This window comes from uncultured Microbacterium sp., from assembly GCF_947488465.1.
GTDB lineage: Bacteria > Actinomycetota > Actinomycetes > Actinomycetales > Microbacteriaceae > Microbacterium.
In genome coordinates, this window is the sequence record NZ_CANKZA010000001.1 from 713,142 (window position 1) to 739,442 (window position 26,301).

General features: G+C 69.8%; 22 protein-coding genes. 18 read left to right on the forward strand and 4 right to left on the reverse strand.

Features of this window, described 5'->3' with window-relative positions:
- Positions 1-67: 67 nt before the first annotated feature.
- The 3 genes from Q0653_RS03475 (at position 68) to sucB (ending at position 4,732) form a co-directional block, all read left to right on the forward strand.
- On the forward strand, positions 68-1,582 hold the full coding sequence (locus tag Q0653_RS03475; protein WP_298942577.1) for a leucyl aminopeptidase: 1,515 nt from the start codon (positions 68-70) through the stop codon (positions 1,580-1,582).
- Positions 1,579-2,949 carry a dihydrolipoyl dehydrogenase gene (gene lpdA, locus Q0653_RS03480; protein WP_298942579.1) on the forward strand — a complete coding sequence of 457 codons (1,371 nt, stop codon included), beginning with the start codon at positions 1,579-1,581 and terminating at the stop codon, positions 2,947-2,949. Before Q0653_RS03475 ends, lpdA begins: the two co-directional genes overlap by 4 nt.
- Positions 2,950-3,013: 64 nt before the next feature.
- Positions 3,014-4,732, forward strand: coding sequence for a 2-oxoglutarate dehydrogenase, E2 component, dihydrolipoamide succinyltransferase (gene sucB, locus Q0653_RS03485; RefSeq protein ID WP_298742321.1), 1,719 nt, complete (start codon positions 3,014-3,016; stop codon positions 4,730-4,732).
- A 15-nt stretch (positions 4,733-4,747) separates the two neighbouring features.
- On the opposite strand, the gene Q0653_RS03490 is transcribed toward sucB, so the two are convergent.
- Positions 4,748-6,025: a hypothetical protein gene (locus Q0653_RS03490; protein ID WP_298942582.1), complete on the reverse strand. Its 1,278-nt coding sequence runs from the start codon at positions 6,023-6,025 to the stop codon at positions 4,748-4,750.
- A gap of 118 nt (positions 6,026-6,143) precedes the next feature.
- Between Q0653_RS03490 and Q0653_RS03495 the strand changes: the two genes are divergently transcribed.
- Positions 6,144-6,854 (forward strand): DUF4191 domain-containing protein, encoded by a 711-nt coding sequence (locus Q0653_RS03495; RefSeq protein WP_298942585.1) that lies wholly within the window; start codon positions 6,144-6,146, stop codon positions 6,852-6,854.
- Positions 6,855-6,872: 18 nt separating this feature from the next.
- Here Q0653_RS03495 and Q0653_RS03500 read toward each other — a convergent pair whose 3' ends face one another.
- A complete protein-coding gene (locus Q0653_RS03500; RefSeq protein WP_298943116.1) occupies positions 6,873-7,250 on the reverse strand; it encodes an RDD family protein in 378 nt (125 codons plus the stop codon).
- 154 nt (positions 7,251-7,404) lie between these two features.
- Here Q0653_RS03500 and glnA point away from each other — a divergent pair, with 154 nt between their 5' ends.
- On the forward strand, positions 7,405-8,829 hold the full coding sequence (gene glnA / locus Q0653_RS03505) for a type I glutamate--ammonia ligase (RefSeq protein ID WP_298742318.1): 1,425 nt from the start codon (positions 7,405-7,407) through the stop codon (positions 8,827-8,829).
- Positions 8,830-9,771: 942 nt separating this feature from the next.
- Here the strand turns inward: glnA and Q0653_RS03510 are convergent.
- Together Q0653_RS03510 and Q0653_RS03515 are read right to left on the reverse strand one after the other, a co-directional pair.
- Positions 9,772-10,527 carry a BTAD domain-containing putative transcriptional regulator gene (locus tag Q0653_RS03510; protein ID WP_298942587.1) on the reverse strand — a complete coding sequence of 252 codons (756 nt, stop codon included), beginning with the start codon at positions 10,525-10,527 and terminating at the stop codon, positions 9,772-9,774.
- A gap of 98 nt (positions 10,528-10,625) precedes the next feature.
- The gene (locus tag Q0653_RS03515) at positions 10,626-11,630 is read right to left on the reverse strand and encodes a hypothetical protein (RefSeq protein WP_298942589.1); all 1,005 of its coding nucleotides are present in this window, start codon (positions 11,628-11,630) and stop codon (positions 10,626-10,628) included.
- Between the two features lie 116 nt (positions 11,631-11,746).
- On the opposite strand from Q0653_RS03515, the gene Q0653_RS03520 reads away from it, so the two are divergent.
- Genes Q0653_RS03520 through Q0653_RS03580 form a run of 13 tightly spaced genes read left to right on the forward strand, consistent with a single transcriptional unit; the run spans position 11,747 to position 26,299 of the window.
- Positions 11,747-12,364, forward strand: coding sequence for a Pvc16 family protein (locus tag Q0653_RS03520; RefSeq protein ID WP_298942591.1), 618 nt, complete (start codon positions 11,747-11,749; stop codon positions 12,362-12,364).
- On the forward strand, positions 12,361-13,227 hold the full coding sequence (locus Q0653_RS03525) for a hypothetical protein (protein WP_298942593.1): 867 nt from the start codon (positions 12,361-12,363) through the stop codon (positions 13,225-13,227). The genes Q0653_RS03520 and Q0653_RS03525 overlap by 4 nt, the downstream gene beginning before the upstream one ends.
- A gap of 10 nt (positions 13,228-13,237) precedes the next feature.
- Positions 13,238-15,103 (forward strand): phage tail sheath subtilisin-like domain-containing protein, encoded by a 1,866-nt coding sequence (locus Q0653_RS03530; protein WP_298942595.1) that lies wholly within the window; start codon positions 13,238-13,240, stop codon positions 15,101-15,103.
- 28 nt (positions 15,104-15,131) lie between these two features.
- Positions 15,132-15,587: a phage tail protein gene (locus Q0653_RS03535; RefSeq protein ID WP_298942597.1), complete on the forward strand. Its 456-nt coding sequence runs from the start codon at positions 15,132-15,134 to the stop codon at positions 15,585-15,587.
- Positions 15,584-17,599 (forward strand): phage tail sheath C-terminal domain-containing protein, encoded by a 2,016-nt coding sequence (locus Q0653_RS03540; RefSeq protein WP_298942599.1) that lies wholly within the window; start codon positions 15,584-15,586, stop codon positions 17,597-17,599. The genes Q0653_RS03535 and Q0653_RS03540 overlap by 4 nt, the downstream gene beginning before the upstream one ends.
- Complete coding sequence (locus Q0653_RS03545; RefSeq protein WP_298942601.1) at positions 17,589-18,098, forward strand: phage tail protein; 510 nt, start codon at positions 17,589-17,591, stop codon at positions 18,096-18,098. Before Q0653_RS03540 ends, Q0653_RS03545 begins: the two co-directional genes overlap by 11 nt.
- A complete protein-coding gene (locus Q0653_RS03550) occupies positions 18,098-19,321 on the forward strand; it encodes a hypothetical protein (protein ID WP_298942603.1) in 1,224 nt (407 codons plus the stop codon). The genes Q0653_RS03545 and Q0653_RS03550 overlap by 1 nt, the downstream gene beginning before the upstream one ends.
- Positions 19,322-19,355: 34 nt before the next feature.
- Positions 19,356-19,544 (forward strand): hypothetical protein, encoded by a 189-nt coding sequence (locus tag Q0653_RS03555; RefSeq protein ID WP_298942605.1) that lies wholly within the window; start codon positions 19,356-19,358, stop codon positions 19,542-19,544.
- Positions 19,537-20,622, forward strand: coding sequence for a contractile injection system protein, VgrG/Pvc8 family (locus Q0653_RS03560; RefSeq protein WP_298942607.1), 1,086 nt, complete (start codon positions 19,537-19,539; stop codon positions 20,620-20,622). The genes Q0653_RS03555 and Q0653_RS03560 overlap by 8 nt, the downstream gene beginning before the upstream one ends.
- Positions 20,622-21,293, forward strand: coding sequence for a phage baseplate assembly protein V (locus Q0653_RS03565; protein WP_298942609.1), 672 nt, complete (start codon positions 20,622-20,624; stop codon positions 21,291-21,293). The genes Q0653_RS03560 and Q0653_RS03565 overlap by 1 nt, the downstream gene beginning before the upstream one ends.
- A complete protein-coding gene (locus Q0653_RS03570) occupies positions 21,290-22,912 on the forward strand; it encodes a hypothetical protein (protein ID WP_298942611.1) in 1,623 nt (540 codons plus the stop codon). Before Q0653_RS03565 ends, Q0653_RS03570 begins: the two co-directional genes overlap by 4 nt.
- Before the next feature lie 21 nt (positions 22,913-22,933).
- Positions 22,934-25,846 (forward strand): hypothetical protein, encoded by a 2,913-nt coding sequence (locus Q0653_RS03575; RefSeq protein WP_298942613.1) that lies wholly within the window; start codon positions 22,934-22,936, stop codon positions 25,844-25,846.
- A gap of 57 nt (positions 25,847-25,903) precedes the next feature.
- Complete coding sequence (locus Q0653_RS03580) at positions 25,904-26,299, forward strand: GPW/gp25 family protein (RefSeq protein ID WP_298942615.1); 396 nt, start codon at positions 25,904-25,906, stop codon at positions 26,297-26,299.
- Positions 26,300-26,301 lie beyond the last annotated feature (2 nt).

Genomic DNA, 26,301 nt, shown 5'->3' on the forward strand with positions numbered 1-26,301 from the left:
CACAGCGAACACGGTGATCCGCCCGCGATCCCACCCCGGCGCCGCGCGCAAACCTAGGATGGGACCTATGCCGTTTCCGGAGCTGACGCTGTCCACCGCTTCCCTTCCCCCCACGGATCCCGCCTCGCCGCTCGAGGCCGACGCGATCGTGCTGGCTCTTCCCCCGCTCTCGGCCGTGTCGAGCGACGCGGGCGAACTCGTCGGCTGGCCGGGCCTCGCGGACACCCTTTCGGCACTGGGCTTCACCGGCGCCGCAGGGTCGATCCTGCGGGTTCACGTCCCCGAGGCGACGCCGCTGCCGGTGTTCGTCGTCGGCACCGGCAGCGATATGGATGCCGCCACGGTTCGCGACGCGATCGGCGCCGCCGTCCGCACGACCACCGGGTTCGCAACCCTCGCGATCGCGGCACCGCTGGCGCCCGCCGAACTCTGGCGTGCTGAGGCGGAAGGCGCCCTGATCGGCGGCTACCGCTTCGCCGCGTACAAGAGCGTCACCGGACCGGAACGCGCGGCCCACGTCGTCGTGCACACGGCCGTCGAGATCGCACCCGCCGACCACACCGCCGTCCGCGCGACGGGCGCCGCCGCCGCACTGGTGAGAGACCTCGTGCACACCCCCGCCGAATGGCTCGGCCCCCAAGATTTCGCCGAACGTGCCGTGGAGGCGGTCGTCGACCTCCCGGTCGACGTGGAGGTCTACGACGAGCAGCGTCTGGCCGCGGAGGGCTTCGGCGGCATCCTGGGTGTCGGACAGGGATCCGACCGCCCCCCGCGCCTGATCCGACTGGACTATGCGCCGACGGGCGCACAACGTCATGTCGCTCTCGTCGGCAAGGGCATCACCTTCGACACCGGCGGACTTTCCTTGAAGCCACCGGCCGGCATGGTGGGGATGAAGTACGACATGGCCGGCGCGGCGACCGTTCTCGCGGTGGTGCGTGCCGCGGCCGAAATGCAGCTGCCCGTCCACGTCTCCGGGTGGCTGTGCGTCGCCGACAACATGCCGTCCGGCCGCGCCATCCGCCCGGGCGATGTCCTGCGGACACTCAACGGCACGACGGTCGAAGTCCTCAACACCGATGCCGAGGGTCGCCTCGTCCTCGCCGACGGTCTCGCCGCGGCGAGCCGTGAGCACCCCGACGTCATCGTCGACGTCGCGACCCTGACCGGCGCGATCACCGTGGCGCTCGGCAACCGTCATACCGGCGTGATGGGTACCGACGAGGCGGTCGCCGCCTACCTTGCTGCCGCGACCCGTGCAGCCGAGCCGGCGTGGCACATGCCTCTCCCGGCACACATGGAGGACGAGCTGGACTCCCCCATCGCCGACCTGCAGAACGCGAAGATCGGCGATCCGTCCGGCGGCGCACTGTTCGCGGGACTTTTCCTGCAGCGGTTCATCGGGCGCGTCTCCGACGACGTGGATGCTCGGCGCATTCCCTGGGTGCACCTCGACATCGCCGGTGCCGGCTCCACCAAGACCGCGTTCGGGGCGATCGACAAGGGCCCGACCGCGGCAACCGTGCGCAGCCTCATTGATTTCCTGACCCACATCGATCTCCTCGAGGAGGCCGCACGATGACCGGCCACACCGCAGATCTTGTCGTTCTCGGTGGCGGCTCCGGCGGCTATGCAGCGGCGCTTCGCGCCGCCGAGCTCGGCCGCTCGGTCATCGTCATCGAGAAGGAGAAGGTCGGCGGAACGTGCCTCCACCGCGGATGCGTCCCGACGAAGGCACTGCTGCACTCGGCAGAAGTCGCCGATCATGTGCGCGAATCCGCATCCGTCGGCGTGACGGCCACGTTGCAGGGCATCGACATGGCCGGGGTCACCGCGTACCGCGAGAACATCGTGGCGAAGAAGTACAAGGGCCTCGAGGGGCTCCTCGCTGCACGGGGCATCACGGTCGTCACCGGGGTGGGCCGCCTCGTCGAAGGTCCTGCCGTGAGCGTGGGCGACGACCTCTATCGGGGCACCGACATCGTGCTCGCGACCGGCTCCTACAGTCGCCTGCTCCCCGGCCTCGAGGCCGGCGGACGCGTGCTGCGTAGCGAGGAGGCGCTCGCGCTGAGCGAAGTCCCGAGTCGGGTCATCATCCTCGGAGGCGGCGTCATCGGTGTCGAGTTCGCGAGCGTCTGGCGCTCGTTCGGCGCCGAGGTCACGATCGTCGAGGCGCTTGACCACCTCGTCCCGAACGAGGACGTGACCCTCAGTAAGGCGCTCGAACGTGCGTACCGCAAGCGCGGCATCAGCGCCCGACTGGGAACGCGGTTCGCATCGGTGAGCCAGACCGATGACGACGTCACGGTGACCCTCGAGGATGGTTCCACGCTCGTCGCCGACTATCTGCTGGTCGCGGTCGGGCGCGGCCCGGCGACCGCCGATCTCGGTCTCGAGGGTGCGGGTGTGACGCTGGAGCGCGGCTTCGTCACGGTCGACGAACACCTGCGCACGAGCGTTCCGCACGTGTGGGCCGTCGGGGACATCGTCCCGGGGCTGCAGCTGGCGCACCGCGGATTCCAGCAGGGCATTTTCGTCGCCGAGCACATCGCCGGCCTCGCGCCCGTTGCCGTGCCGGAGCACACGATCCCTCGCGTCACCTACAGCCGCCCGGAGGTCGCGTCCGTCGGGTTGACCGAAGCACAGGCGCGCGCAGAGCACGGCGACCGTGTCGCGACCTACGAGTACAACCTGGCCGGGAACGCCAAGAGCGAGATCATCGGGACCGCGGGCATCGTCAAGGTCGTCCGCGCGATCGACGGACCGGTCCTCGGCGTGCACCTCGTCGGCGAACGCGTCGGGGAACTCATCACCGAGGGTCAACTCGCCGTCGCGTGGGAAGCACATCCCGAAGACCTTGCGCCGCTGATCCACGCGCATCCGACGCAGAGTGAAGCGCTCGGCGAAGCATTCCTAGCCCTCGCGGGCAAGCCGTTGCACGCGCTCTGACATCCCGGCGGCGCGCGGTTCACTAAGCTAGACACGACATCGACTTTCTGAAGGAGACACAGTCATGAGCACATCCGTGGTCCTCCCCGCGCTCGGCGAGAGCGTTACCGAGGGAACGGTCACCCGCTGGCTCAAGAAGGTCGGAGACTCGATCCAGGCCGACGAAGGCCTGCTCGAGATCTCGACCGACAAGGTGGATACCGAAATCCCCTCCCCGGTGAGCGGTGTGATCGAAGAGATCTTCTTCCAGGAAGATGAGACCGTTGAGGTCGGCGCGGTCCTCGCGACGATCGGAGACGGGTCTGGTTCTTCCGACGCACCCGCCGCGGAGGAAGCCGCTCCCGCTGTCGAGGCACCCGCTGAGCCGGCACCCGCCGCTGAGCAGCCCGCGGCTGAGCCTGCGCCCGCCACGGAGCACTCCGCGACGCCTGCGTCCGGGGACGACGCGAAGGACGTGGTCCTTCCCGAACTCGGCGAGAGCGTCACCGAGGGCACCGTCACGCGCTGGCTGAAGCAGGTCGGCGACGACGTTGCGGTCGACGAGCCGCTCCTGGAGATCTCGACCGACAAGGTCGACACGGAGATTCCGTCGCCGGTTGCCGGCACGCTCCTGGAGGTGCTGGTCTCCGAAGACGAGACCGTCGCCGTCGGTGCGACGCTGGCCCGGATCGGGTCGGGCGCGCCTACCGCGGCTCCTGCTCCCGAAGCAGAGACACCGGCACCCGCCCAGGCTCCGGCTCCCGCGGCGCCTGCGCCTGCTCCTGCTCCGGCAGCCCCGACTGCAGCTCCCGCGCCGGCTCCGGCCGCCGCACCGGCACCCGCGGCTGAGCCGCCGGCACCGACCATGCCCTCACTGTCCGCAGACGACGACGTGGCCACCTACGTGACCCCGCTCGTACGTCGTCTGGCGCAGCAGCAGGGTGTCGACCTCGCTACCGTCACCGGCACCGGAGTGGGCGGACGCATCCGCAAGGAAGATGTCCTCGCCGCCGCCGAGGCCGCGAAGACCGCTCCCGCAACCCCGGCGCCCGCCACGCCGAGCGCACCCGCTCCGGTCGAGGTGTCGCCGCTGCGCGGCACGACCCAGCCGATGTCGCGCCTGCGCAAGGTGCTCGCCGAGCGTGCCGTCGCCTCGATGCAGCAGACGGCTCAGCTCACGACCGTCGTCAAGGTCGACGTCACCAAGGTGGCCTCGTTCCGCACCGCCGTTCAGAGCGACTTCGTCGCCAAGACCGGTGGCAAGCTGTCGTTCCTGCCGTTCTTCGTGCTGGCCGCCGCCGAGGCGCTCCGCGCCTACCCCGTGGTCAACGCCACGGTCGACGGCACCGACATCGTCTACCCGGCCACCGAGAACCTCTCGATCGCGGTCGACACCGAGCGCGGACTGCTCACGCCGGTCGTGCGCGACGCCGGCGACAAGTCGCTGGCCGAGATCTCCCAGGAGATCGCGGACCTCGCCGCTCGCACCCGCGACAACAAGCTCAAGCCCGACGAGCTCGCCGGCGGCACCTTCACGGTGACCAACACCGGCTCGCGCGGCGCGCTGTTCGACACGCCCGTGGTGTTCCTGCCGCAGTCGGCGATCCTCGGCACCGGAGCGGTCGTCAAGGAGCCCGGCGTCGTGAAGGTGGACGGCGTGGAGGCCATCGGCATCCGCTCATACGTCTACCTGGCGCTCTCCTACGATCACCGCATCGTCGACGGTGCGGATGCCGCGCGTTTCCTCGGCGCGGTGAAGACCCGCCTGGAGACGGCGGACTTCCAGCCGCAGCTGGGGATCTGACCCACCCGAGATGGTTCATGGCTGGTCCGCGAGGTCGTAGACGTCGCGGACCAGCCATCTTTCGTCTACCTGGACGAGAACGACTGCTTGAGACGTAAATCCCGCACCATCTGCACGAACGACGGCGACGCCGCCGTACTCGTCGAGCACAGCGATGGTGGTCGGTTCCCGCCCCGAGACGACAAGTCCTTCGGGCAATGGCTGGGTGGGATCCTCCCGCACCGCAGCGCACGCCTCCGCGTCGCCGGCACTGCACTGAGCCAACAGACCGATCGCCGCGCGGGCGCCGCTCTCGAGCGCGGACATCTCGGGCGGTGGAGCCGAGGTCGTGTCTGAGGGCACCGGGGTCATGACCACGGGGGGAGCGCTGGCGACCGGCGCCGCCGCATCCGACGCGGTGTCCGGGTCGGGCCAGACGAGGCCGAGTGTCACCACGACACCGATCACCGCGATGGCGGCGAGGAGCGGGCCGCGCCGGCGCCGCGGACCGTCGACCTCCTCCGGTTCCCGCCGCGGCGTCCGGCGGCGGGACCCGAGCACCGCTTCGCAGGCCTTGCTGACCGCCTCGGTCGTGCGCCGCGCAATGTCGGCGTCGACGAGGCGCGCGAGCATGGCGCCCACCGTCGACACTGCCGGGGATACGGTGTGCTCGCGCCGCACCGCGGTCGCCCGGCGCGGCGCGGTGTCGGTCGTGGCGCTCTCGCCCGGGGGAAGGTCTGCCAACGGCTCCGGCTCCGCCGCAGCGAAGAGGGCGTCCTCCCACTCGTCCGCGTGTCGGCGCACAAGCGACGCGTCTGCGATGCCGGCCGCGATCCGCGTCAGTACGCGCTCGAGTGCTCCGGGGTGGGTCTCCGCCATGCCGGCGAGGATCTCCGCCGCATCCTCGCGCCACCCGATTCCGGATCCGAGCGCCAGCACCGGGCGTCCACCGGCATCCACCCACCAGGTACCGGCATCGTGGCCGAGCGGGCCCGCTTCGTGAACCGCACGGACGATGCTGATCGCGACGGTGATCGCGCGCCCGGGCGTCGTCGCCGCGCCGCTGTCGAGGCGGGCCCGGCACGCGGGGATGAGAGCGGCAGTGCCGTCAGCGGTGCGTACCGCGTCGACGGGGGCCAGGAGGTGGCCGTCTGCCGCGACATTCCAGAGCACAGCCGGGAGGTCGTCATCGTCGACGCAGATGACGGGCGGCTCCCCCGCGCACAGGACGCCGGGATACGGTGACTCCTCCGCCCGGAGGCGCCGCAACGGGACGGGAGATCCCGGCAGGACGAGCGCATCCGATGCTGTCATGTCTTCGAGTGTGCGCGCCGACACGTGTCGGTGGGTGTTCATCGCGCCCATCTGTGGAGAGAGCCCGCGAGCAGCGGAATGTGAAGAGTTCGGCGCGCCCCGGCGGTAGGCTGTCACCATGTCCTCCCGCAGTACCGCGCCCGAGAAGCGCCCCGGTTTCTTCGCGCAGCTTCGCTCCCTGTACACGTTCACCAAGGCCGAGTTCGGTTGGCTGCCGTGGGCACTCATCGCCGTCCTGTTGCTCGGCATCGGCGCGGGTGTCTTGGTCGGCTTCCTCGTGCCGCCGGTGGCGGTGTGGAGTGTCATTCTCTGGGGCATCACCGGTGTGATGTTCGGCCTTCTGGGCGCCATGATCCTGATGACGCGCCTGTCGACGCACGCGATGTATCGCAAGCTCGACGGCGTTCCCGGGGGCGCCGGACACGTGCTGTCCACGTCGCTCGGACGCAAGTGGGTCGCCTCCGACATGCCCGTCGGGGTCAACCCGAAAACGCAGGATGCCGTTTACCGCGTCATCGGACGCGGTGGTGTCGTCATCGTGGCCGAAGGCGCTCGCGGCCGCCTCACACGACTCGTCAACGACGAGAAGATGAAGGTGCAGCGCGTCGCTTCCGGTGTGCCGATCACCGTCATCTACCTCGGCCACGGCGAGGGTGATGTCGCCATCGCCAAACTCTCCTCGACCATCAAGTCGCTCCCGAAATCGGTGGACCGATCGACCATGGCGGCTGTCGTCAAGCGCGTCGACTCGGTGTCGCAGTCGGTGACGTCGCTACCGATCCCCAAGGGAGTCGACCCGGCCAAGGCTCGCGCGCAACGCCCGCGCTGAGCGCTTCTCGTCGGCGACTCATCGACGGACGAGGACCGTACCGACGGCTTTGTCGTGCAGACCCCGCTGGTCGGCATCCCAGACGACGGCGGGAATGACCAGCACGAGAAGAAGCGTGCGGACGATCGGGCGCCAGAGCCCGACCCATCCCCCGCCGAGCATCTGCAGACGCAATCCGAGCAGTCGGTGTCCCGGACTCCCTCCCAGGGTGGGGAGGAAAACGATCTGGACGATCGCGAAGATCGCGAGCGTGGCCAGCGAGTCGTACGAGAAGAACGCGATCGAGATCAGGACGGCACTCGCCCAGTCGATCGCGAGAGCCGCAAGCCTGCGGCCGGGGCGCGCCACACTTCCGGTCCCGAACTCCGGCATCCCGAGACGCTCACCCGGATACATGTTCGCACTGAGTTCCGTTGCCACGCGTCCAGCCTATCCGCGGCCTCGTAACAAGTCTGAAACACTGGGGATACTACCGAGCAACCGGCCCCGACTACGGTCGAGGCGAGCCTGATTCCGTCAGGCGTGTTCCACACCCGATCTTGGAGACTCCATGTTCAAAGATTCATCCGAGGTGCTCGCGTACATCAAGGACGAGGACGTCAAGTTCCTCGACATCCGTTTCACGGATCTCCCTGGTGTGCAGCAGCACTTCAACATTCCCGCCTCGACCGTCGACGAGGAGTTCTTCACGGTCGGTCAGCTGTTCGACGGCTCGTCGATTCGCGGCTTCGCGAACATCCACGAGTCGGACATGCAGCTGATCCCGGATGTGTCGACCGCGTACCTCGACCAGTTCCGCGAAGCCAAGACGCTCGTCATGATCTTCGACATCTACAACCCGCGTAACGGTGAGATCTACCACAAGGACCCGCGTCAGGTCGCCAAGAAGGCCGAGAAGTACCTCGCGTCCACCGGCATCGCCGACACGGCCTTCTTCGCACCCGAGGCGGAGTTCTACATCTTCGACGACGTGCGCTACTCCGTCACGCAGAACCAGAGCTTCTACAGCGTCGACTCGGAAGAGGGCGCCTGGAACACCGGCCGCGAGGAAGAGGGCGGAAACCTCGCCAACAAGACCCCGTACAAGGGGGGCTACTTCCCCGTCAGCCCCGTCGACAAGACGGCTGACCTGCGCGACGACATGACGCTCAAGCTGATCGAAGCGGGTTTCGTCCTCGAGCGCTCGCACCACGAAGTGGGCACCGGCGGCCAGCAGGAGATCAACTACCGCTTCGACACGATGGTCCACTCCGCGGACGACATCCTGAAGTTCAAGTACATCATCAAGAACACCGCAGAGCAGTGGGGCAAGGTCGCGACCTTCATGCCGAAGCCGCTCTTCGGCGACAACGGCTCGGGTATGCACACCCACCAGTCGCTGTGGCTCGACGGCAAGCCCCTCTTCTACGACGAGAAGGGCTACGGCGGACTCTCCGACACCGCACGCTGGTACATCGGCGGCCTGTTGGCCCACGCACCTGCGGTGCTTGCGTTCACGAACCCGACGATCAACTCCTACAAACGTCTGGTCAAGGGCTACGAAGCTCCGGTCAACCTGGTCTACTCGGCCGGCAACCGTTCGGCAGCCATCCGCATCCCGATCACGGGGTCCAACCCGAAGGCGAAGCGCATCGAGTTCCGCGCGCCGGATGCCTCGGGTAACCCTTATCTCGCGTTCGCCGCGCAGCTGATGGCCGGCCTCGATGGCATCATCAACCGCATCGAGCCGCACGAGCCCGTCGACAAGGACCTGTACGAGCTTCCCCCCGAGGAGGCGAAGAACATTCCCCAGGTTCCGAACTCGCTGCTGGACTCGCTCGAGGCGCTGCGTGCCGACTCCGAGTTCCTGACGCGCGGCAACGTGTTCACCCCCGAGCTCATCGAGACGTGGATCGAATACAAGATCGAGAACGAGATCAAGCCGATCGCGGCGCGCCCGCACCCGTTCGAGTTCGAGCTGTACTTCGGAGTCTGATTCCGAGGGGTCCTAGAGACCGCACTCCCGGTTTCGAGGCCAGCAATTTACTGAGCCCCAGGCGGCAGATGCCGTCTGGGGCTCAGTCTATCTCTGGACGTTTACGGACGGCTACGGGGAGTAAACGGACAGGTTCTCGGACAGTGCGGACGACCGCTTCCGCTCACGCGCAGCGACGGCAAGAGACACAGGCGGCGGGCCTGGTGACTCACCGAGACCAACCGATGGGCTCGGCGCCCGTACCGTGTCTGACGAGTGAGTTGGCGGCGCAGTTGAGAAGTCCCAATCCTCGACGGGACCAGCGGAATCATGCAGGAAATCAGGTCAGCGAGCAGCGCGTGCCTGCTGCCTGCCACTCGGCTGGCCCTCGAGCGGGCTGGGCTTCCCGGAGCCGACCCTCGAACTCGAACCGAGACCAACTGAAGGTCGTCTGGGCCTCGACTCCCCCACCCTGCATGGGCAGGAAACCGCGTGTTTCGCGGTTCTCATGGGTTCAGTGAACCGGTGGGCACGGGGGTGCGCGGGCCGAATCTGGGACTCCCCCGGGGGTTATCGGTCCCAATCTGGTCCCGCCGACTCGGCCCAGCACGGTGGTTCGGATCGAGGGCTGGCTGTCTCTCAGCCGTGGCCAGTTCGACAGACAAGGCCTCGAGGTATGGGGTCAGCGCTGGAACCGCTTCGGTCACCGACCGGTGCGCGATTGCGGGATTCATGACGGGGGTGGCTACGTGACCCGTGCCAATCGGCGGCTGCTTCCAGAGCCCCTCTGAGGAGCGGCCATCCGGCGCGCGCGCAACCGGGAGTGTGGGTTTCAACATCGGCGCAACGGACTTCGGCTGCACCGTGCCGTTGCCGACGGCGGCGAACGAAGAGCGCAGCACCGAGACGAGACGCAAGTCGCCCGCGACGACGATCCCACCCTCAGGCTCTGGCGATGCGCGATCAGCCCCCAGGGCGCATCGCGCGGGGGGCGCCGCACATCTGGATCCACGCGCGGAACGCCGCGCTCGGCTCCACGCCCAGTTCGCGCCGCGCGAGGTCGCGGTACCGCATGTAGGTGCGACGCGCCTCGATCACGTTGCCCTCGGCCACATGTGCCTCGGCGAGCACGCGATGAGCGCTCTCGCGCAGCGGCTCGACCGCGACGGCATCCACCGCCGCGTCAATCGCCTCGCCGTAGCGCCCTGCGCGGCGGAGCGTGCAGCTGAGCACCTCGAGGGCGTGCAGCATCCGCTGTCGAATTCTCTCGCGCTCGAAGATGACCCACTCGTCGTACCAGCCGGGCAGCAGCTCGGCGATCGTCGACGTCCAGTTCGGCACGTGCAGGTCGTCCTCGTCGAACGAACCCGCGATCAGCCGGTCGGCCCACTCGCACAGCTCGTCGAGGTCGGTCGTCGTGTGCTCGCGCAGGAAGACGCTGATCTTGTCGGACTCGATCACGTCGATGCCGGCACCCCGCAGCCGCCAGAGCGCCGATCGCAGATTGCCCGATGCCCGATCGTCCGACCCGTCGGGCCACAGCGACCCCGCCGCATGTCGGCGGTCGACCCTTCCATGCTGCAACGCGACGAACGCGAGCACGCGTTTGCACCCCTCCGGCACCGCACGCAATCGGCCGTCCTGCATGACCGTGGGAGTCCCCAGCAGATAGACCACATCGGATGACGCGGAACGCGGCGCTGCGTACGCTACGGTCATGGCCAGACCCCCTGCTCGACCGAATGCCTAGACTTCAACGGTAGGGGTACCGCGTCACCGACGCGTCACAGTCCATCCGGCCGATCGGGTGTGTGCGATCATGACGCGCTCTGGACAGGCTGACCCGACGGCTCCTCCTCGTCATCGTGGTGGTACCTGTGCTTGCCACAGCCGCAGTCGTCGGGGTGATCTTCCTCCGACTCCTGGGGCTTGTCGCTGCCGCACGGCTTGTCGGAGCCGCAGAGCCGATCGTACACCGCGAGAATCTCGGTGAGGGGGTCGGCCTTGAGAGCCGTGCACCAGGCATCCTCGGCCTCTTGCGCACAGGTGCGCACCGCCTGTTCGCCCTTGAGGAGCGCGACCGCTTCAACACCGTTCGACCACGTCGTGACGGCTTTGCAGAGGCAGTCGACGTACTCGGTGACGTCGGCGAACCCGTTCCAGATGCGGCTCAGCTTGCGCTTGGCGAGCAGCGCGTTCGCGTACTGCTTCTTCAGGTCCACCTTCGCCGCGTCGTCGGCGAGCGCCGCGAGGATCGCGTCGACGTCGGCCTTCACGGCGGCGACCCGGGCCTCGATCGCTGCCGGCTCGCCCGACAGCGTCGTGAAGCAGTCCTTCGCCTTGGCGATCTCGGACTCGTAGCGGTCGATCAGGTGCGCGAGCTTGCGATCGCCCTTCTGGTCGTCCGGCGGCATCGGTCGGTCGAAGTCGACATCGTCGACACAGCACCTGAGTGGGCCCTCGCAGCAGTCGAGCTGCGTGCAGACGTCCTCGAACGCGTCGTCGAGGCAGCGCACCACCCGGTCCTGCTCGATGAGGCACTTGATCCGCTCGATGAGGTGCTTGACCTGATGCTTCATGTCCTGCACTTTGAGCGCGGCGTCGTGCCGCTTCTCGCGGTAGTCGGCTCGCGCGGTGTTGTAGGTGGTCTCGGCCGCCTCGAGGTCTTGCGCGTGCGAGTTCGAGTAGTCGAGCTGAGCGGTGAGTCCCTTGTCGCGACACTTGCGGTCGTCGATCGTCGATGACGGCGGGCACCCGCCCTCGGGCGTCGGACGACACCGCTTTCTGCCCGACCCGGTCTCAGCAGGCTCTTCCGTGGTCATGGGGCGCTCCTTTCGGCTGACGGCACGCCGAGTCTCGGGGTGCGCGTGTCACCGAGGCGTTGCGCACGACGCTCTCTGCGACGCCGCGGTGACGCGCGGACGCCGACGATGACCGCATGGCCGGATTCCAGGCGCTCGAGGCAGCAGGGGTGAGCATCGTCGCGCTGCTCAACCGGCGCTTCGCCGAGCTTGACGGCGGCGCCGGCCTCGCCGCGATGCTCGCGAACACCCGCCAGCTCAAGACGCTGGCGCTGGGCAACGGGCAGCTCATCCAGCAGCCGTCGATCTCGGTCTTCCCGTACAGGGTGAGCGTCGATCGCGAGACGCGGCCCGGATGGTCGGCCGTCGCCAGCGGCGACGGCATCCCGCGCATCCCGCTGCGCCTGCACTTTCTGATCGGCGCGTTCGCGGCGACGGTCGAAGAGGAACTGCTGTGGCTCGGTCTCGCAGCACGGATCCTCGAAGGCGAGAGCAACCTCTCGGGGCCGTTGCTGCTGCCGGTCACCATGCCAAACGGCTCGACCGAGAACCCCTGGCGCCCGGGCGACGCCATCCAGGTCGTGACCGACGACCTGGCGCTCGACTCGATGAGCGAGGCGTTCCAGTCCCTCAACACCGACTATCGTCTGCAGCTGCCCTACCTCGCGCGCGTGATCTGCATCGACGGCACGCCCGAGTCCGTCGGCACGCCCGTCGGCACGGTGGCGTCACGACTCGATCGGATGCCGGCATGAGCACCGACGTCATCGAGACGAGCATCGGCCGCGTGCCGGTGCTGCATCGCCTCGCCCTCGGCCTGGTGCTGCGGGATGCCGTGACCAACCGCGTCGCCGTGGGACCGTTCCGCGTCGGCTGGGAGGCGACGCAGAACCAGCTGCCGCCCGGATCTCGACCGGACTGGCCGTGCGTGGACTTCGAATCCGCCGGCCAGGGGCGGTTCCGGCTGCGGGTGGGGCCGCGCGGCTCGGCCCCGCTGAGCCGGTTCGTGCAGCCCGTGACCTCGCTGACCGTGCGAATCGACGACCCGAGCCGTCGCTACGTGCCGCGGCGCCTCAGCATCCCCCTCTGGTCGTACCCCGAGGTCATCGAGCGACCGCCGAGCGGCCCGCTCGCCGTCGGCTCGCGCACCGTGGACGTCTGGCTCTGGCCGGGCGCCGCCTCGCCGGTTCCGCGCGGACTGACGGCGATCCGGGGCCGCGTCGTCCGGCAGAGCCTGCCGGTGCCGTGGACGCGCATCACCGCGACCGGCCCCACCGGCGCCGTGATCGGGCGCGCTCACGGCGACGATCGCGGCGAGTTCGTGCTGCGGCTGACGAGCACGTCCCAGAACCCGGTGCAGAGCACCGTCACCGTGCGCGCCCTGGTGCGCGGACCTGTCGCCCTCCCGAAGCCGCCGGGCGAGCCCCCGGACCCGCCGCCCATCGAGACCGTGACGCGCCCGGCCAACCCGCCCGTGACCGGCGGCCCCGGCGATCCCGTCCTCCTCGGGGACGAACCGCCCCCGGGCCACTTGCTCCACCTCCCCCCGTCACCGCCGTTCGCCATCCCCGTCGGCAGGGTCTTCGTGCCCGACGCCGACTTTCCTTTCGCGCCGTAAGGAGTCCGCCATGCCCGAGTACCTCACCCCCGGTGTCTACGTCGAAGAGACGAGCTTCCGCTCGCGTCCGATCGAGGGCGTCGCGACCTCGACCTTCGGCATGGCGGGACTGACCCGCTACGGCCCCGTGCCCTACACGATCACCCTCGCGAGCGGGACGGTCACGACCACCCCGTCGCCGCAGCTGGTGACGAGCTTCACCGAGTTCGAGCGTGCCTTCGGCGGCCTCGGCGAGGTGGGGGCGGATGCCGATCGGCTGAACTACCTGGCCTACGCGGCCCGCGCGTTCTTCGCCAACGGCGGGCAGCGCCTGTACGTGTCGCGCGTCTTCCCGTTCGTGAAGACGCCCGGACCGAACCCGCCGCCCGACATCGACGTCGACAAGAACTTCGCGTCGCTCGCCCTCGGGCAGGCCGGCACGATCCGCGCCCGCTGGCCGGGGCTCGCGGCGAAGGAGTTCGCGGTGTGGGTCTCGTTCACCCGCGGCAAGAACTCGTTCAGCGGGGGCTCGCTCAAGGGCCTGTCGGCGGGCGCCGTCGTCGAGGTCTTCAGCAATGGGACCGAGCCGAAGGACGACGCCGCCCCGGCGACCGCCCAGCTTCGCGTCGTGGGCAACCTCACCCCGACGACCCTCGGCCTGTACAGGGACGACGGCACCGTCGAGGCCGTTCCCGCGGCGACCACGGGGGCGTTCCACTTGACGCTCACCCTCAACGTGCGCTGGGGAGGGCGGGTCGACGCGTACACCGGGCTCGAACTCGACACGAAGGGGCTCAGCAGCCGCTCGATCGCCAAGGCGATGCGCGCCGCCGACCCGGCCGACGACCTCGCGCTCGTGTGGTTCGACCCCGGCCCGAATCCCGCGACCGCCGCGGCCCTCGTCACGGCGCTCCTGCCCCTGCGCGACCCGAAGAAGCCCTCGTTCCTCGGTCTGCCCGCAGACGCGTCGGACGGAGCGCCGCTCGCGGCATCCGACCTCGACGGCATGGAGGCCGACCCCGACGATCCGTCGAAGGCCGCGACCGGGCTGCACGCCCTCGCCGAGGTCGAAGACATCGCGATCGTGGCGCTCCCCGACGCGGTGCGGTTCGACGACCCCGCCGAGGCCACCGAGTACCTCATTCAGCACTGCGAGGCGCCCCACGCGTACCGCATCGGCATCGTCGACCCGCCGAAGGAGAGCTCGATCTCGGACGTGCGGCAGTTCCGCGCGCGGTTCGACACCGAGTACGCCGCGCTCTACTACCCCTGGATCGAAGTGCTCGACCCGACCGCCCGGCCGGTGCCCGGAGCACCGCCGGCGATCCTGCAGCTGCCGCCCAGCGGCTTCACCGCCGGAATCTACGCGCGCAGCGACATCGAGCGCGGCGTGCACAAGGCTCCCGCGAACGAGGTCGTCTACGGGGTCCGCTCCTTCACGCAGAACGTGACCTTCGACCGGCAGGCGGTGCTCAACCCCGAGGGGATCAACGCCCTGCGGTTCTTCGAGGGGCGCGCGAACCGCGTGTGGGGCGCACGGACGATGAGCTCGGACCCGGAGTGGAAGTACGTCAACGTCCGGCGCCTGTTCCTGTACCTGGAGCACAGCATCGAGCGCGCCACGCAGTGGGCCGTGTTCGAGCCGAACAACGAGCGGCTGTGGGCATCCATCCGGCAATCGGTCGAGGACTTCCTCGTCACCGTCTGGCGCACCGGGGCCCTCATGGGCACCAAGCCCGAGGCCGCGTTCTTCGTCCGCTGCGACCGCACGACCATGACGCAGAACGACCTCGACAACGGGCGCATGATCTGCCTAATCGGCGTCGCCCCCACCTATCCGGCGGAGTTCGTGATCTTCCGCATCGGGCAATGGACCGCCGACGCGCAGCAGAGCTGACGCGCCGCACATGAAAGGCAGGTGAGTGATGGCAACGCGAGACAACCCCTACGGTGCCTTCAACTTCCTCGTGAAGCTGGGCGACGTCGGAGGCGAAGACCAGATCGTCGGAGGGTTCTCAGACGTCAGCGGCCTCGGCAACGAGATCAAGTACTCGGAGTACCGCAACGGGAACGACGCCGAGAACCACGTGCGCAAGACGCCGAACATCAACAGCACCGACGACGTCACCCTCAAGCGCGGGGTGGTCGGCGACCTTCGCCTGTTCGCGTGGCTCAAGGCGCAGCGCGAGGGCGACCTCGACCCGCGCACCGTCACGATCACCCTCATGGACGAGGGCCGCCGCGGCGTGTGCTCGTGGACGCTGCAGCGCGCGCAGCCGAAGAAGTGGGTGGGCCCGACGCTGGCGGGCAAGGGCGGTGGCGAGGTGGCCATGGAGGAGCTGCATCTCGTCGCCGAACGCATCGACTTCATGTCGCTGTGATACTGACGACCGCGGCCCGCTCGCCGGGACATCCCGGCGTCTTCCTCGCGCCGGCGAGGGAGGCGGCAGCGCTGCGGCCCGAGCGGCTCGACATCGCCGGGTTCGTCGGAGTGGCCCTGCGGGGCCCGGTCGACGAGCCCGTCCGCGTCGAGCGCTGGTCGGAGTACGAGCGGATCTTCGGCGGATTCGAGGCGCCGCCCGGCGGACCACGACGGATGCTGCCGCACGCGGTCGCGACGTTCTTCCGTCAGGGCGGACAGGTCGCCTACGTGGTGCGCATCGCCCCGCGCGGCGACGAGGGGCCGAGCGGTCTGGAGGCCACGACGCAGTTCCGGATGCCGCTGCCGGGCGGTGACGAGGCCCTGCTGAGCGCGGCGGACGAGGGCGAGTGGGGCAACGGGCTGACCGTGTGGCTGCGCTACCGGGTGTCGCAGCGGCTGCGCGCCGACGTCCGCGACGACGACGTGCTGCTGCTGCCGCCGGGCGCCGACGCGCCGGTCGGTTCGCTGCTGCGCGTGAGCGACGCCGCCGGGGGCGACGCGGTGATGCGGTGGGTGACGGCGGTCGACGAGCCGCCGGCACCCGGAGAGCGGCGGCCGGTGCGCCTCGACGCCGCGGGCGCCGTGGGGCCGACGGCGCGGGTCGAGGTCGTCACGGGCGAGCTGGCGATCGACGATCCCGCGACGACGGAGTCTGGCGCAGAGACGCTCACCGGGCTGGGCCTGCGGTGGGGGCATCCGCGCTGGATCCACTCGGTGCTCGCCGAGCGCGGCTCGGCGCGCGGGGGTGCCTCCGAGGCGCCCGCGCACCTCGTCGTGCCGGTCGGAGACTGGTCGGCGCTCGACTTCACACCCGGCACCGATTTGGCGCCGGTCGCCACCGGAATCATCCAGCCCGGCGTGGACCGGTCGCACCTGATCGACGACACGGCCTTCTTCGACCCCGGTCACATCGACTTCCACGCCATCGACGAGGAGCTGCGCCCCGGCGAACCGAATCCCCACGTGGGCATCGACCGCATGGCGCGCGTGCGCGAGATCGGCCTGCTGTGCGTGCCCGACATCGGGTGGGCCACGTACGCGCCCGCCCCCGATCCGCCGGTGCGGCATCCGCTCGCCCCTCTCCCCTGCCGCTGCGCCGCGTGCGCCGCCCCCGAACCCGAACCCGACTCTCACGCGGTGTCGCCGGCGGCCGGTGGGCTCAATGCCACGACTCCCGAGGAGCTCGAGATCCTCGCGTCACGGCAGGAGCGCACGGTCGAGCTCGCCCGGGCATGCGGACGCTTCGTCGCGCTGCTCGATGTTCCCGACGGCGTGCCGCTCACGCGCATCGCCGAGTGGCGGGCGAGGCTCGACACCGGCTATGCCGCCGCGTACCACCCGTGGCTCGCCGTCAGCGCCGACGGCGACGGCGACGGCGTCGGCTCGGCGATCCCCCTGCCGCCGTCGTGTTTCGCCGCCGGCATCATCGCCGAGCGCGAACTGAGGCTCGGCCTGCCGTGGGGTCCCGCGAACGAACTGGCCGCGGGCGCGGTGCGCATGGAGTCGGTGGTGACCGACGCCGTGCACGACACCCTGCACGGTCTCGGGATAAACGTCTACCGCGCGGAGCGCGATGGATTCCGGCTCAGCGCCGCACGCACCCTGTCGACGGATCCCGAGTACCGCCAGCTGTCGGTGCGGCGCCTCATGACGATGCTGCGCCTGACGCTGCAGCGGCAGTGCGCCGACCTGGCGTTCGAGCCGAACACCCCCGAGCTGCGGCAGCGTCTGAAGTACATGATCACGGCTCTGCTCCGCGAACTCGCGCGCAAGGGCGCGTTCGCCGGGCGCACCGAGGCCGAGTCGTTCTTCGTCCGGTGCGGCGACGACATCAACACCGCAGGATCGCAGGCGCTCGGCCGGCTCATCGCCGAGATCGGGGTGGCACCGGCCGTCCCGATCGAGTTCATCCTGGTGCGGATCGCCCGCGATCCCGACGGCTCGCTCACGGTGGTGCGCGATGGCCGATGACTTCCTGCTCCCCGCCTTCACGTTCCGCGTGTCGCTGACCCGCGTGAACGACCGCCCCGATGCGGGCAAGGACGCCAACCCCGACGTGCTCGGCACCACCGGCGGCTTCGCGGAGTGCACCGGCCTCGAACTCGAGGCCGACATCAAGGAGTACCTCGAAGGGGGCCGCAACGACGGCGTCATCCGCCGGGTCGGACGCGTCAAGCTCGCACCGCTGGTGCTGAAGCGCGGGATGTTCTCGGCCGACGCCGACTCGCGCGCCAACCCCGACCTGTGGCTGTGGCTGACGCGCATGGTCAGCGGCACCCAGCCGGTCACGCGCTACAACGGCCGCATCGAGATCCTGGCCCCGAAGAGCCGCACCCCTTTGGCGACGTGGACGTTCGACCGCGGCCTCCCCCAGAAGGTGACCGGCCCCACCCTCAACGCCAAGACCGGCGAGATCGCGATCGAAGAGCTCCACATCGCGCACGAGGGCCTGCGGATGGAGGTGTCGTGATGACCGAACTCGCCGCGGCGACGCTGACGCGACTCAAGGACGGGCCGGCCAAGGGCAAGAAGGGCCCCGCGACCTACGTCGTCGACGGCGACCTCGCGAAGGCGCAGTTCAAGGTGCAGTTCAACCCGACGACCCTCAAGCTCTCGCGCTCGAACAACATCGACAAGGGCGGGTCGACCACCAACACGCAGAAGAGACAGGCGTTCTCGGCGCAGCCCGCGACGCTGTCGTTCGACCTCGAATTCGACACCGCAGAAGAGGCCGACGGCAGCGGCAACCCGAAGGACGTGCGCGACTACACGCGCATCGTGCGCCAGTTCGTCGAGCCGAGGCGCGCCGAACCAAAGAAGCCGCCGCCGGCCGCACGCTTCGAGTGGGGCTCGTTCATGTTCCAGGGGATCGTGACGCAGCTCACCGAGGACCTCGACTATTTCGCCCCCAACGGCACCCCGCTGCGCGCCAAGGTGTCGGTGACGATCACCGAGCAGAACCCCGAATGGGATGCCGGCGACGTCGGCAACGGGGCGCGGGACGCGGCATCCGCTCTTCGGCCCGACAGATCGACCGGCGCGAGCCCCGCAGGCGGCTCGACCACCCCCAGCCCTCCGCCGGGCAACGGCCCCGGATCGACCCCGTCCGCGAACCCCGTCTCGACGGCGCTCGCGCGCGCGGGCGAGAGCGTGCAGCAGCTGCTGACACGTCTGGACGCCGACCCGACCACGTGGCGCTCGGCGATGGCCGGGCTCGACAGTCCGCTGGGGCTCGCGGCGGGGACACAGGTGCAGCTCGGCGCCGCCGCATCGGCGTCGGCGGGCATCGGGGCGGGCGCCGGGGCGGACGCGTCGGCGGGAGTCGCGGCCGGCGGCGGGTTCACGGCATCCGCCGGAGTCGACGCCGCAGCGACCCGGGCCGCGCTCGGACTCGACGGACCCGCTGCGCTCGGCCGCGGCGCGACTGCCGAGGCTGCGGCGGGATTCGTGCTCGCCGAGGTGGGCGGGGTCGCCCGGGCGAGCGCTCGGGTCGACGCCGACAGCACACGGGCTGCTGCGGCGAGCGCACGCGCGTCGTTCTCGGTGCCCGACAGCCCCGTGCGGGTACAGACCGGGGCGTCGGGAACGGCGTCGGCGTCGGCCGAGGCGGACGCCCGGTCGCTGACGTACGGCCGCGGCATACCGCTTCGCGCCCGCGTGTCCGGTGACGCTGCGGCGACGCCCGGGCGGTGAGACTTTAGGCACCACTCCTGGAGAGGTCACCGCGATGGCTGTGCATGTCGGCGAGATCCACACCGAGCTCTCCGGGGCGCGCGGGGCCGTCGCCGAGACGTCGGGCGCCGCGGGCGACGCCGCGTCGCGCTACCCCGGTGTGCGCGAAGACGAGTGGCGCGGCATCCAGGCCCGCATCGTGAGACTGCGCCGACGCGTGTGCGCGGAGGACTTCGATGACTGAGACGCTGCTCGCGCTCGCCTCGCCGGTGTTCACCGTCGCGCGCCAGGCCGTCGGAGCGCTGGCACGCGACTGCGTGCGGCTCGTGATCGACGAGGGCGTCGAGGGGCTTCGCACCATGGAGGCGCAGTTCGTCGCGAGCGCCATCGGGGCGCCCGGCCCCCCGGGCCCCACGCTGCACCTCGACGGCAGCGAGTTCGATTTCGGCACCGACATCGAGGTCGCGATCGGCCCCGAGGGCAACCAGTACGTGGTGTTCGAGGGGTCCGTCTCGGGCCTCGAGATCGTGCTCGGCGACAGCGAGCCGCCGCGCGTCGTGCTGCTCGCCGAAGACAAACTCATGCGGCTGCGGATGACCCGCCGCATGCGCACGTACACTGACGTGACCGACGCCGATGTCGCGCGGCAGATCGCCCAGGAGCACGGGCTCGACGCCGACGTCTCGGCGGACGGACCCCGCTACGACGTGCTGCAGCAGGTGAATCAGAGCGACCTCGCGTTCCTGCGTGACCGCGCGCGCCTGCTGCAGACCGACCTGTGGTGCCGGGGCCGCACGCTGCACATGAGCGACCGCCCGGCCCGGCGGGGCGAGAAGATCAGTCTCGCCCACGGCGCCGACCTGCTCAGCTGCCGCATCTCGGCCGACCTCGCCCACCAGCGCACCGAGGTCACCGTCGGCGGGTACGACGCGCGGGCCAAGGCGGTCATCGACGAGTGGGCCGGCACCGACGCGATCGACGCCGAGGCGTCGCCCGGCCGCACCGGCCCGAAGGTGCTCGAGCGCGCGCTCGGCGCGAGTGCCAGCATCCGCGTTCGCGATGTCCCCAACACCACGGCCGAGGCATCGGCCTGGGCGCGCGCCGAGATGCTGCGGCGAGCGCGACGCTTCGTCACCGCGCGCGGCGTCACCCGGGGTACCCCGCAGCTCTCGGTCGGCAGCCAGCTGAGCCTCGAGTTCGTCGGCGCACCGTTCGAGGGCGACGGCTACTACGTCACCCAGGTGACGCACACGTACGACAATGTGCGCGGGCTGCGCACCTCGTTCGAGGCCGAGCGCGCCACGCTCAACGAGGCGGCGTGATGGGACTCCCCGAGCCTGCTGACGGAGAGGGGCCCCGGTTCTTCGGGGTCTACCCCGCACTGGTGACCAAGATCACCGACGACCCCGCGAACCTCGGTCGCGTGCAGGTGAAGTTCCCCTCGCTCGGCACCGACGGCGACCGCGACATGCGGGGGTGGGCGCGGCTGTGCTCGCCGTACGCCGACAAGGACCAGGGCCTGCAGATCATGCCCGAGGTCGACAGCGAGGTGATCGTCGCGTTCGAGGCCGGCGACTTCCGCCGCGGGTACATCGTGGGGGCGACGTGGAACGGGCAGGCGGGCCAGCCCGAAACCCCGGCGGCGCCGAACAACATCCGCGTGCTGCAGACACGCGAGAAGAGCCGGCTCGAGTTCGACGACACCGCCGGGGCGCCCAAGATCAGCATCACGACCAAGACCGGCCACAAGGTGGTGCTCAACGAAGCGCCGCAGGAGATCACCATCACCCACATCAACGGGTGCACGATCACCCTCAACGCCGCAGGCGGCATCGACATCAGCGCCAACACCGTCGTCAAGGTGACCGCGCCCTCGCTGAAGGTCGACGCGCCGACATCGGTGTTCAGCGGCATGGTCACGTGCCAGACCCTCATCGCGAATGTCGGCGTGATCTCGCCCATGTACAGCCCGGGAGTGGGGAACATCTGGTGAGCGAGATCGGCTTCGTCATGCGCACCCCCTGGTACCAGCGGGCCAGGGACGAGGTCGACCTGCGCTCGCCCCTCGCGCAGCGGCCGCTGCTGCAGATGTACGACCGGCCCGACTTCGTCGATCGGCTGCTCGCCGACCCGGCCGACAGCGTGACGTTCGGCGACGACGACGTGTGGACGTACCCGGTGCCGGTCAAGCCCCACCTCGACGAAGACTCGCGGCTCCGTCTCGCGACCTCGCGGCTCGTGAAGACGAACCTGCGGAAGCTGTACCAGCCGCTGCACGAGCGGTTCTACATCGTGGTCGTCGAGGTCTTCTGCGACGTGCCCGGCCTGCCGCGCGCGGGCTCGCATGACGAGATCAACGTCGGGTTCCGGATGCGGCGGATGCACACGTCCTTGACCGCAAAAGGGCGGCCCGCGCGCCGGGTCGCCGCGAACCTGGTCGCCGACCTCGCCAAAGAGCAGGGGCTCGGCGAATGCGTGCCCACGAGCCCCGACGTTCGCGACGTCTGGTGGGCGAACGAGGCATGGCGCCGCCGGTTCGAAGAGGATCACGCCGACGACCTCGCCGAGATCGACTGCCACACCGACGTGCAGCAGTGGCTCGTCTCGCTCGGAGGCGGCGGCCGCTGGCGGACGATCTGCGACGAAGCCGACCCGATCGGTGCCGGCGAGGTCGAGGAGATCATCCCCATGACGCGGCTGCCGGTCCGCGAGAAGGATGCGGAGTGCGCCGAGGATGCCGGGCCCAAGGGGCCCCGATCGCGCTCGCTGTGGTTCGGGGTGGTCCCGACCTACTCGGGCGAGCATTGGCTCGCACCCCAGCCCGCAGGCCGCGATCCCGTCATCGAGCGCAAGCTCGACGACCACGCGATCTACGAGATCGAGTGCGTCGTCACCGAGCCGCGCGAGGACTGCCCCGACCGCACGTGGGTGAGTGCGCCCAGCGAGCCCTTCCGGCTCGCCGACCCCATGGATCCCGCGGGCACCAAGAACCGCACCGTGACGATCACGCTGCCCGATTTCCGGCGCCTCGCGGCACGTGCCGGCGAGAAGCAGGGTCCCGGCGGCGTGCGGATCCTCACGCCGCCCGACTCGCAGATGAAGTTCAACCCGTTCAGCGGCACCCCGAAATCGGGCTCTGGCCGCATCGGGGCAGGCGCCGCCGTCTGCACGTTCGCGATCGAGCTGTTCTTCATCGTCGCGTTCTTCCTCTTCCTGATGTTCCTGCCGATCGTCGTGCTGCTCTTCCAGCTGTGGTGGCTGCTTGCGCTGAGATTCTGCATCCCGCCGCGGATCGCGTTCACCGCCATGGCGGACTTCCTCGCGACAGCCGACCTCGGCACCGTCAACGCCGCGCAGCGGACCGAGTTCAACATCGCGATGGGCATGGACTTCCGAGACCTCGCACCCGGCGACCGGCATCCGGACTGGGTCGACTCGCTCGACGCGGCGACGAAGCCGGACGGCACGCCGGCGTTCGCCGGAGAGCACGAGATGACGCACGCACTCGTGGTCGGCACGGACCCGACGGATGCGGTGGCGCCGACACCCGCGCCGCACGAGGAGAGCCCGGACGACCCGCTCTGTGCGGCGGCATCCGGCGCGGCTCGCTGAGACGCGGGGGGGTGATCGGACGTGCTCGAGGTGCAGGACAAGGCAGCCGCGCCTGCCCAGGGTGCGACACCGGCGACGAGCGCGCCCGCCGCGCCGGCGACGGCCCCCGCCGCGGGAGGCGGCGCGGTCTCCGGGGGCCTGGCCGGGCAGCTGGCCCGATCGATCCCGCCCGCGCCGGTCATCGACACCCGCACGCCGGCGGTCGTCATCCGCGGCGGTCAGCCCCTCGAGATCCCCGCCGGGCTGGAGCCCGCCGCGGATGAGAAGAAGGTCATCGTCCGTGCCCGGTTCTCTGACATGGCCGCGGGCGAACTGCGCCTGCAGCGCAGGAAGTCGGGGCTCGAGACCGAGGGATCGGGCTTCCAGGGGCTGTCGCTGAACCACCCGCTGCTCAATCCGCTGCGCGCGGTCGGGATCGAGCCGGTGATCGCGGTGAAGGTCCGCGACGGCACGGTCCTCGCGCGAGCCTCCGGAATGAAGGGCAACCGGGTCTGGGCCGACGCCGAGGAGCTCCTCAAGAACGTGCAGCGCCACGCCGAAGCCCTCGGGTGGCACGGGCTCGACGGGCTCAGGCTCACCGGGCTCTCCAACTCGGTCGCGGGCGACACGCTCACTCTGGGCGCGAGCAATCTGCACTTCGGGATCAGCAAGTTCCTCAACGCCAGCGGGTCCATCGCGGCGACCAACCGCACCGTGACGTTCACGGCCACGGCGACCGGCAAAGTCCCGGGCCTCGGCACGGTGACCGTGCCGATCGAACTGGCGCCGGACGGCACGTTGATCGGCAGCGCGAAGATCGACGTCGCGGAACTCAAGGGCTTCAGCGGATCGCTCGATGCGCGCTATGCGCGGGGCCTCATCGACATTCAGGGCACCATCCACTACGCCAACGACAAGTTCGGCGGCTCGGTGACCCTCGCGGTGACGGATGCCGCGAGCGCGAAGCTCCTCACCCAGGCGCATATGCCGCAGGAGGTAGCATCGGTCGCACCTGCGGGGCAGGCGGCGACCGCCGCCCCCACCGCCGCGCCGGCCGCCGCACCCGCGGCCCCCGCGACCGAGGCGCAGGCGCCGAAGCCCGGTCCGCGTGTCGTGTGCGGCTGGGGCACCGTGAACGTCCAGCTCGCCGACTGGCTGAGCGGCGAGGCGATGGTCGTCGTCGACCATCTCGGCGACGTGACGATCGTCGGCAAGATCACCCCGAAGATGACCAAGCCGCTCTTCGAGCAGCGGGACTACATCAAGCAGCTCCCCAAGCTCGAAGTCCGTGCCGCCTACGGGCTGCCCGTCGTGGGGAACATCTTCCTGTTCGCCAACGTCGGGCTCGAGCTGGTCGCCAAGCTCGGGCCCGCGACCCTCGATCGCATGGAGATGACCGGCACCTACTCGACCAAGCCCGAAGTGCTGCAGAGCTTCGGGCTGACGGGCACACTCAACATCTCGGCGTTCGCGGGCGTCCGCCTGTCTGCGGAAGGCGGCGCGGGCCTCGAGATCCTCGACCACGACATCAAGGCAGGCGCCAAGATCAGCGCGCTCGCTGGCATCCGAGGATATGTCGACGCGACCCCGCGGATCGGGTACCGCGAGATCGCCGACCCGCAAGCAGGCAAACGCGGCGAGTTCTTCATCGGCGGCCACCTCGACATCGCCGCGCAGCCGTTCCTGCTGCTCAGCGGCGAGCTGTTCGTCTCGCTCGACAGCCCCTGGTGGTCGCCGGCGCCGAGCAAGCGCTGGCCGTGGCCGCTCGGGCAGCTCGAGTACCCCCTGCCCGGCGAGTTCGGCATCGGCGCCGACGTGGAGCATGTGCTCGGCTCGGGCAAGAGCCCCGAGATCGCGTTCAGCGACGTCGCCTTCGACTCGTCGCGGTTGATGACCGACCTGATGGACGACCACGTCCCCGCGAAGAAGTCCGGCGGAGAGGTCGAGAAGAAGGGCGAGTGGAAGGAGTCCGCCGAGCCGGGCGCCGCAGCGCCTGCTGCTGCCGCTCCTGGCGCGGCGGCGGCTCCTCCCGCGGCGGCGAAGCCCGCGGCGAAGGGCGGCGCGGCCGGCGCTGCGGGCAAGCCGAAGGGCGCCGCCGAGAAGGGTGCGGGCGCGGGTGCGCCGGCGACCGAGCCCGAGCCCGAGCACCAGCGCACCCCCGCGGAGCAGAAGCGCTGGCAGGCCGGGCTCGACGCGCTGAAGCAGCTGGCGACCAAGTCGAAGCGGGACTCGGAGGACTCCACCGAAATCGAGCATGACCTGGCGGCGATCAAGAAGTCCAAGGGCTTCACCGTGCTCACGGCGACGGCCGCCGGGGATCATTGGGACGTCACCGCCGGCATGAGCCCGGCGATCCATTTCACCTCGATCCTGCGCGACGTGAGCGAGGAAGAAATCGACAGCGCGCTCGCCTCGCTCGGAGGCACTTCCGGCAAGGGCGGCAAGAGCAAGAAGACGCCTGATGGTTCGACGAGCGAAGTCAATGTGCAGGGTGCGATCAACGCAGCGCTTCGCGACATGAAGGGGCAATGGTCGGGGAACATGGCAGCGAAGGGCACCAAGTTCCACGCCGCTCTTGCCCGTCGTCTGAAGGAGATGGGCCTGCCCGCGAGCGTGAAGGCTGACGTCGAGCAGAAGCTGACGCATGTCTACGGTCTGCCGGACGACATCGCGCAGATGACCGTTCGCGACTGGTTGGTCTTCGAGGGCAGAGGTGGTGGACGAGCACACGCCTGGCTGTCCGGCGGGTTGCCCAAACAAGTGCTGGACACCCAGGTCGGAGAGTTGAAGGTCGACGCGATCTTCACCGCCGGAGCTCAGACCATCGTCTTCGACCTGACCAGTCGCGAGCGGGACAGCCACGTCGCGAAGACACTCCTCTACACGCTCATCGGCAGCCGGGACGGGCAACTCCATCGTGTTCAGGAGTACTACTGGGCAGCGAAGTACGAGTAGTCGCTGGCTGCCAACCGCGCAACGCCCCCGTGACGCCCCACCCGCGACGATCGTGGCATGGCAGATGTGGTCGATCAGTGGACGGGCACCGGCATCCGGCTTCCCTTCCTTCCTGAGCCCGGCGATCGCACGCTCGCCTGGCTCGGCGGGATGGATCTGATCCGGCAATCCGTCACCACGATCCTCGACACCGAGCCCGGCGAACGCATCATGCTGCCGGGCTTCGGGTGCGGGCTGCGGCGCTACCTCATGGCGCCGAACACGCTGACGACCCGCACCGCCATGGCCACCGACATCCGCTCCGCGCTCGAGACGTGGGAGCCGCGCATCCAGCTGGTCGAGGTCGCCGTCACCGAGGGCGATGACCCGTACCTCGTGTGGGTCGACATCGCGTACGTGCGCCGGGCCGACCTCCGCGCCGACAACCTCGTGTACCCCTTCTATCTGCGATGAGC

Coding starts and splice junctions, on each gene's coding strand:
- Q0653_RS03510 (WP_298942587.1), bottom strand. CDS start 10,527: ATGACCGTAGCGTACGCAGCGCCGCGTTCCGCGTCATCCGATGTGGTC.
- Q0653_RS03580 (WP_298942615.1), top strand. CDS start 25,904: ATGGCAGATGTGGTCGATCAGTGGACGGGCACCGGCATCCGGCTTCCC.
- Q0653_RS03560 (WP_298942607.1), top strand. CDS start 19,537: ATGACTGAGACGCTGCTCGCGCTCGCCTCGCCGGTGTTCACCGTCGCG.
- Q0653_RS03475 (WP_298942577.1), top strand. CDS start 68: ATGCCGTTTCCGGAGCTGACGCTGTCCACCGCTTCCCTTCCCCCCACG.
- Q0653_RS03515 (WP_298942589.1), bottom strand. CDS start 11,630: ATGACCACGGAAGAGCCTGCTGAGACCGGGTCGGGCAGAAAGCGGTGT.
- Q0653_RS03565 (WP_298942609.1), top strand. CDS start 20,622: ATGGGACTCCCCGAGCCTGCTGACGGAGAGGGGCCCCGGTTCTTCGGG.
- sucB (WP_298742321.1), top strand. CDS start 3,014: ATGAGCACATCCGTGGTCCTCCCCGCGCTCGGCGAGAGCGTTACCGAG.
- Q0653_RS03490 (WP_298942582.1), bottom strand. CDS start 6,025: ATGACAGCATCGGATGCGCTCGTCCTGCCGGGATCTCCCGTCCCGTTG.
- Q0653_RS03550 (WP_298942603.1), top strand. CDS start 18,098: ATGACCGAACTCGCCGCGGCGACGCTGACGCGACTCAAGGACGGGCCG.
- Q0653_RS03545 (WP_298942601.1), top strand. CDS start 17,589: ATGGCCGATGACTTCCTGCTCCCCGCCTTCACGTTCCGCGTGTCGCTG.
- Q0653_RS03535 (WP_298942597.1), top strand. CDS start 15,132: ATGGCAACGCGAGACAACCCCTACGGTGCCTTCAACTTCCTCGTGAAG.
- Q0653_RS03525 (WP_298942593.1), top strand. CDS start 12,361: ATGAGCACCGACGTCATCGAGACGAGCATCGGCCGCGTGCCGGTGCTG.
- glnA (WP_298742318.1), top strand. CDS start 7,405: ATGTTCAAAGATTCATCCGAGGTGCTCGCGTACATCAAGGACGAGGAC.
- lpdA (WP_298942579.1), top strand. CDS start 1,579: ATGACCGGCCACACCGCAGATCTTGTCGTTCTCGGTGGCGGCTCCGGC.
- Q0653_RS03495 (WP_298942585.1), top strand. CDS start 6,144: ATGTCCTCCCGCAGTACCGCGCCCGAGAAGCGCCCCGGTTTCTTCGCG.
- Q0653_RS03530 (WP_298942595.1), top strand. CDS start 13,238: ATGCCCGAGTACCTCACCCCCGGTGTCTACGTCGAAGAGACGAGCTTC.
- Q0653_RS03555 (WP_298942605.1), top strand. CDS start 19,356: ATGGCTGTGCATGTCGGCGAGATCCACACCGAGCTCTCCGGGGCGCGC.
- Q0653_RS03500 (WP_298943116.1), bottom strand. CDS start 7,250: ATGTATCCGGGTGAGCGTCTCGGGATGCCGGAGTTCGGGACCGGAAGT.
- Q0653_RS03520 (WP_298942591.1), top strand. CDS start 11,747: ATGGCCGGATTCCAGGCGCTCGAGGCAGCAGGGGTGAGCATCGTCGCG.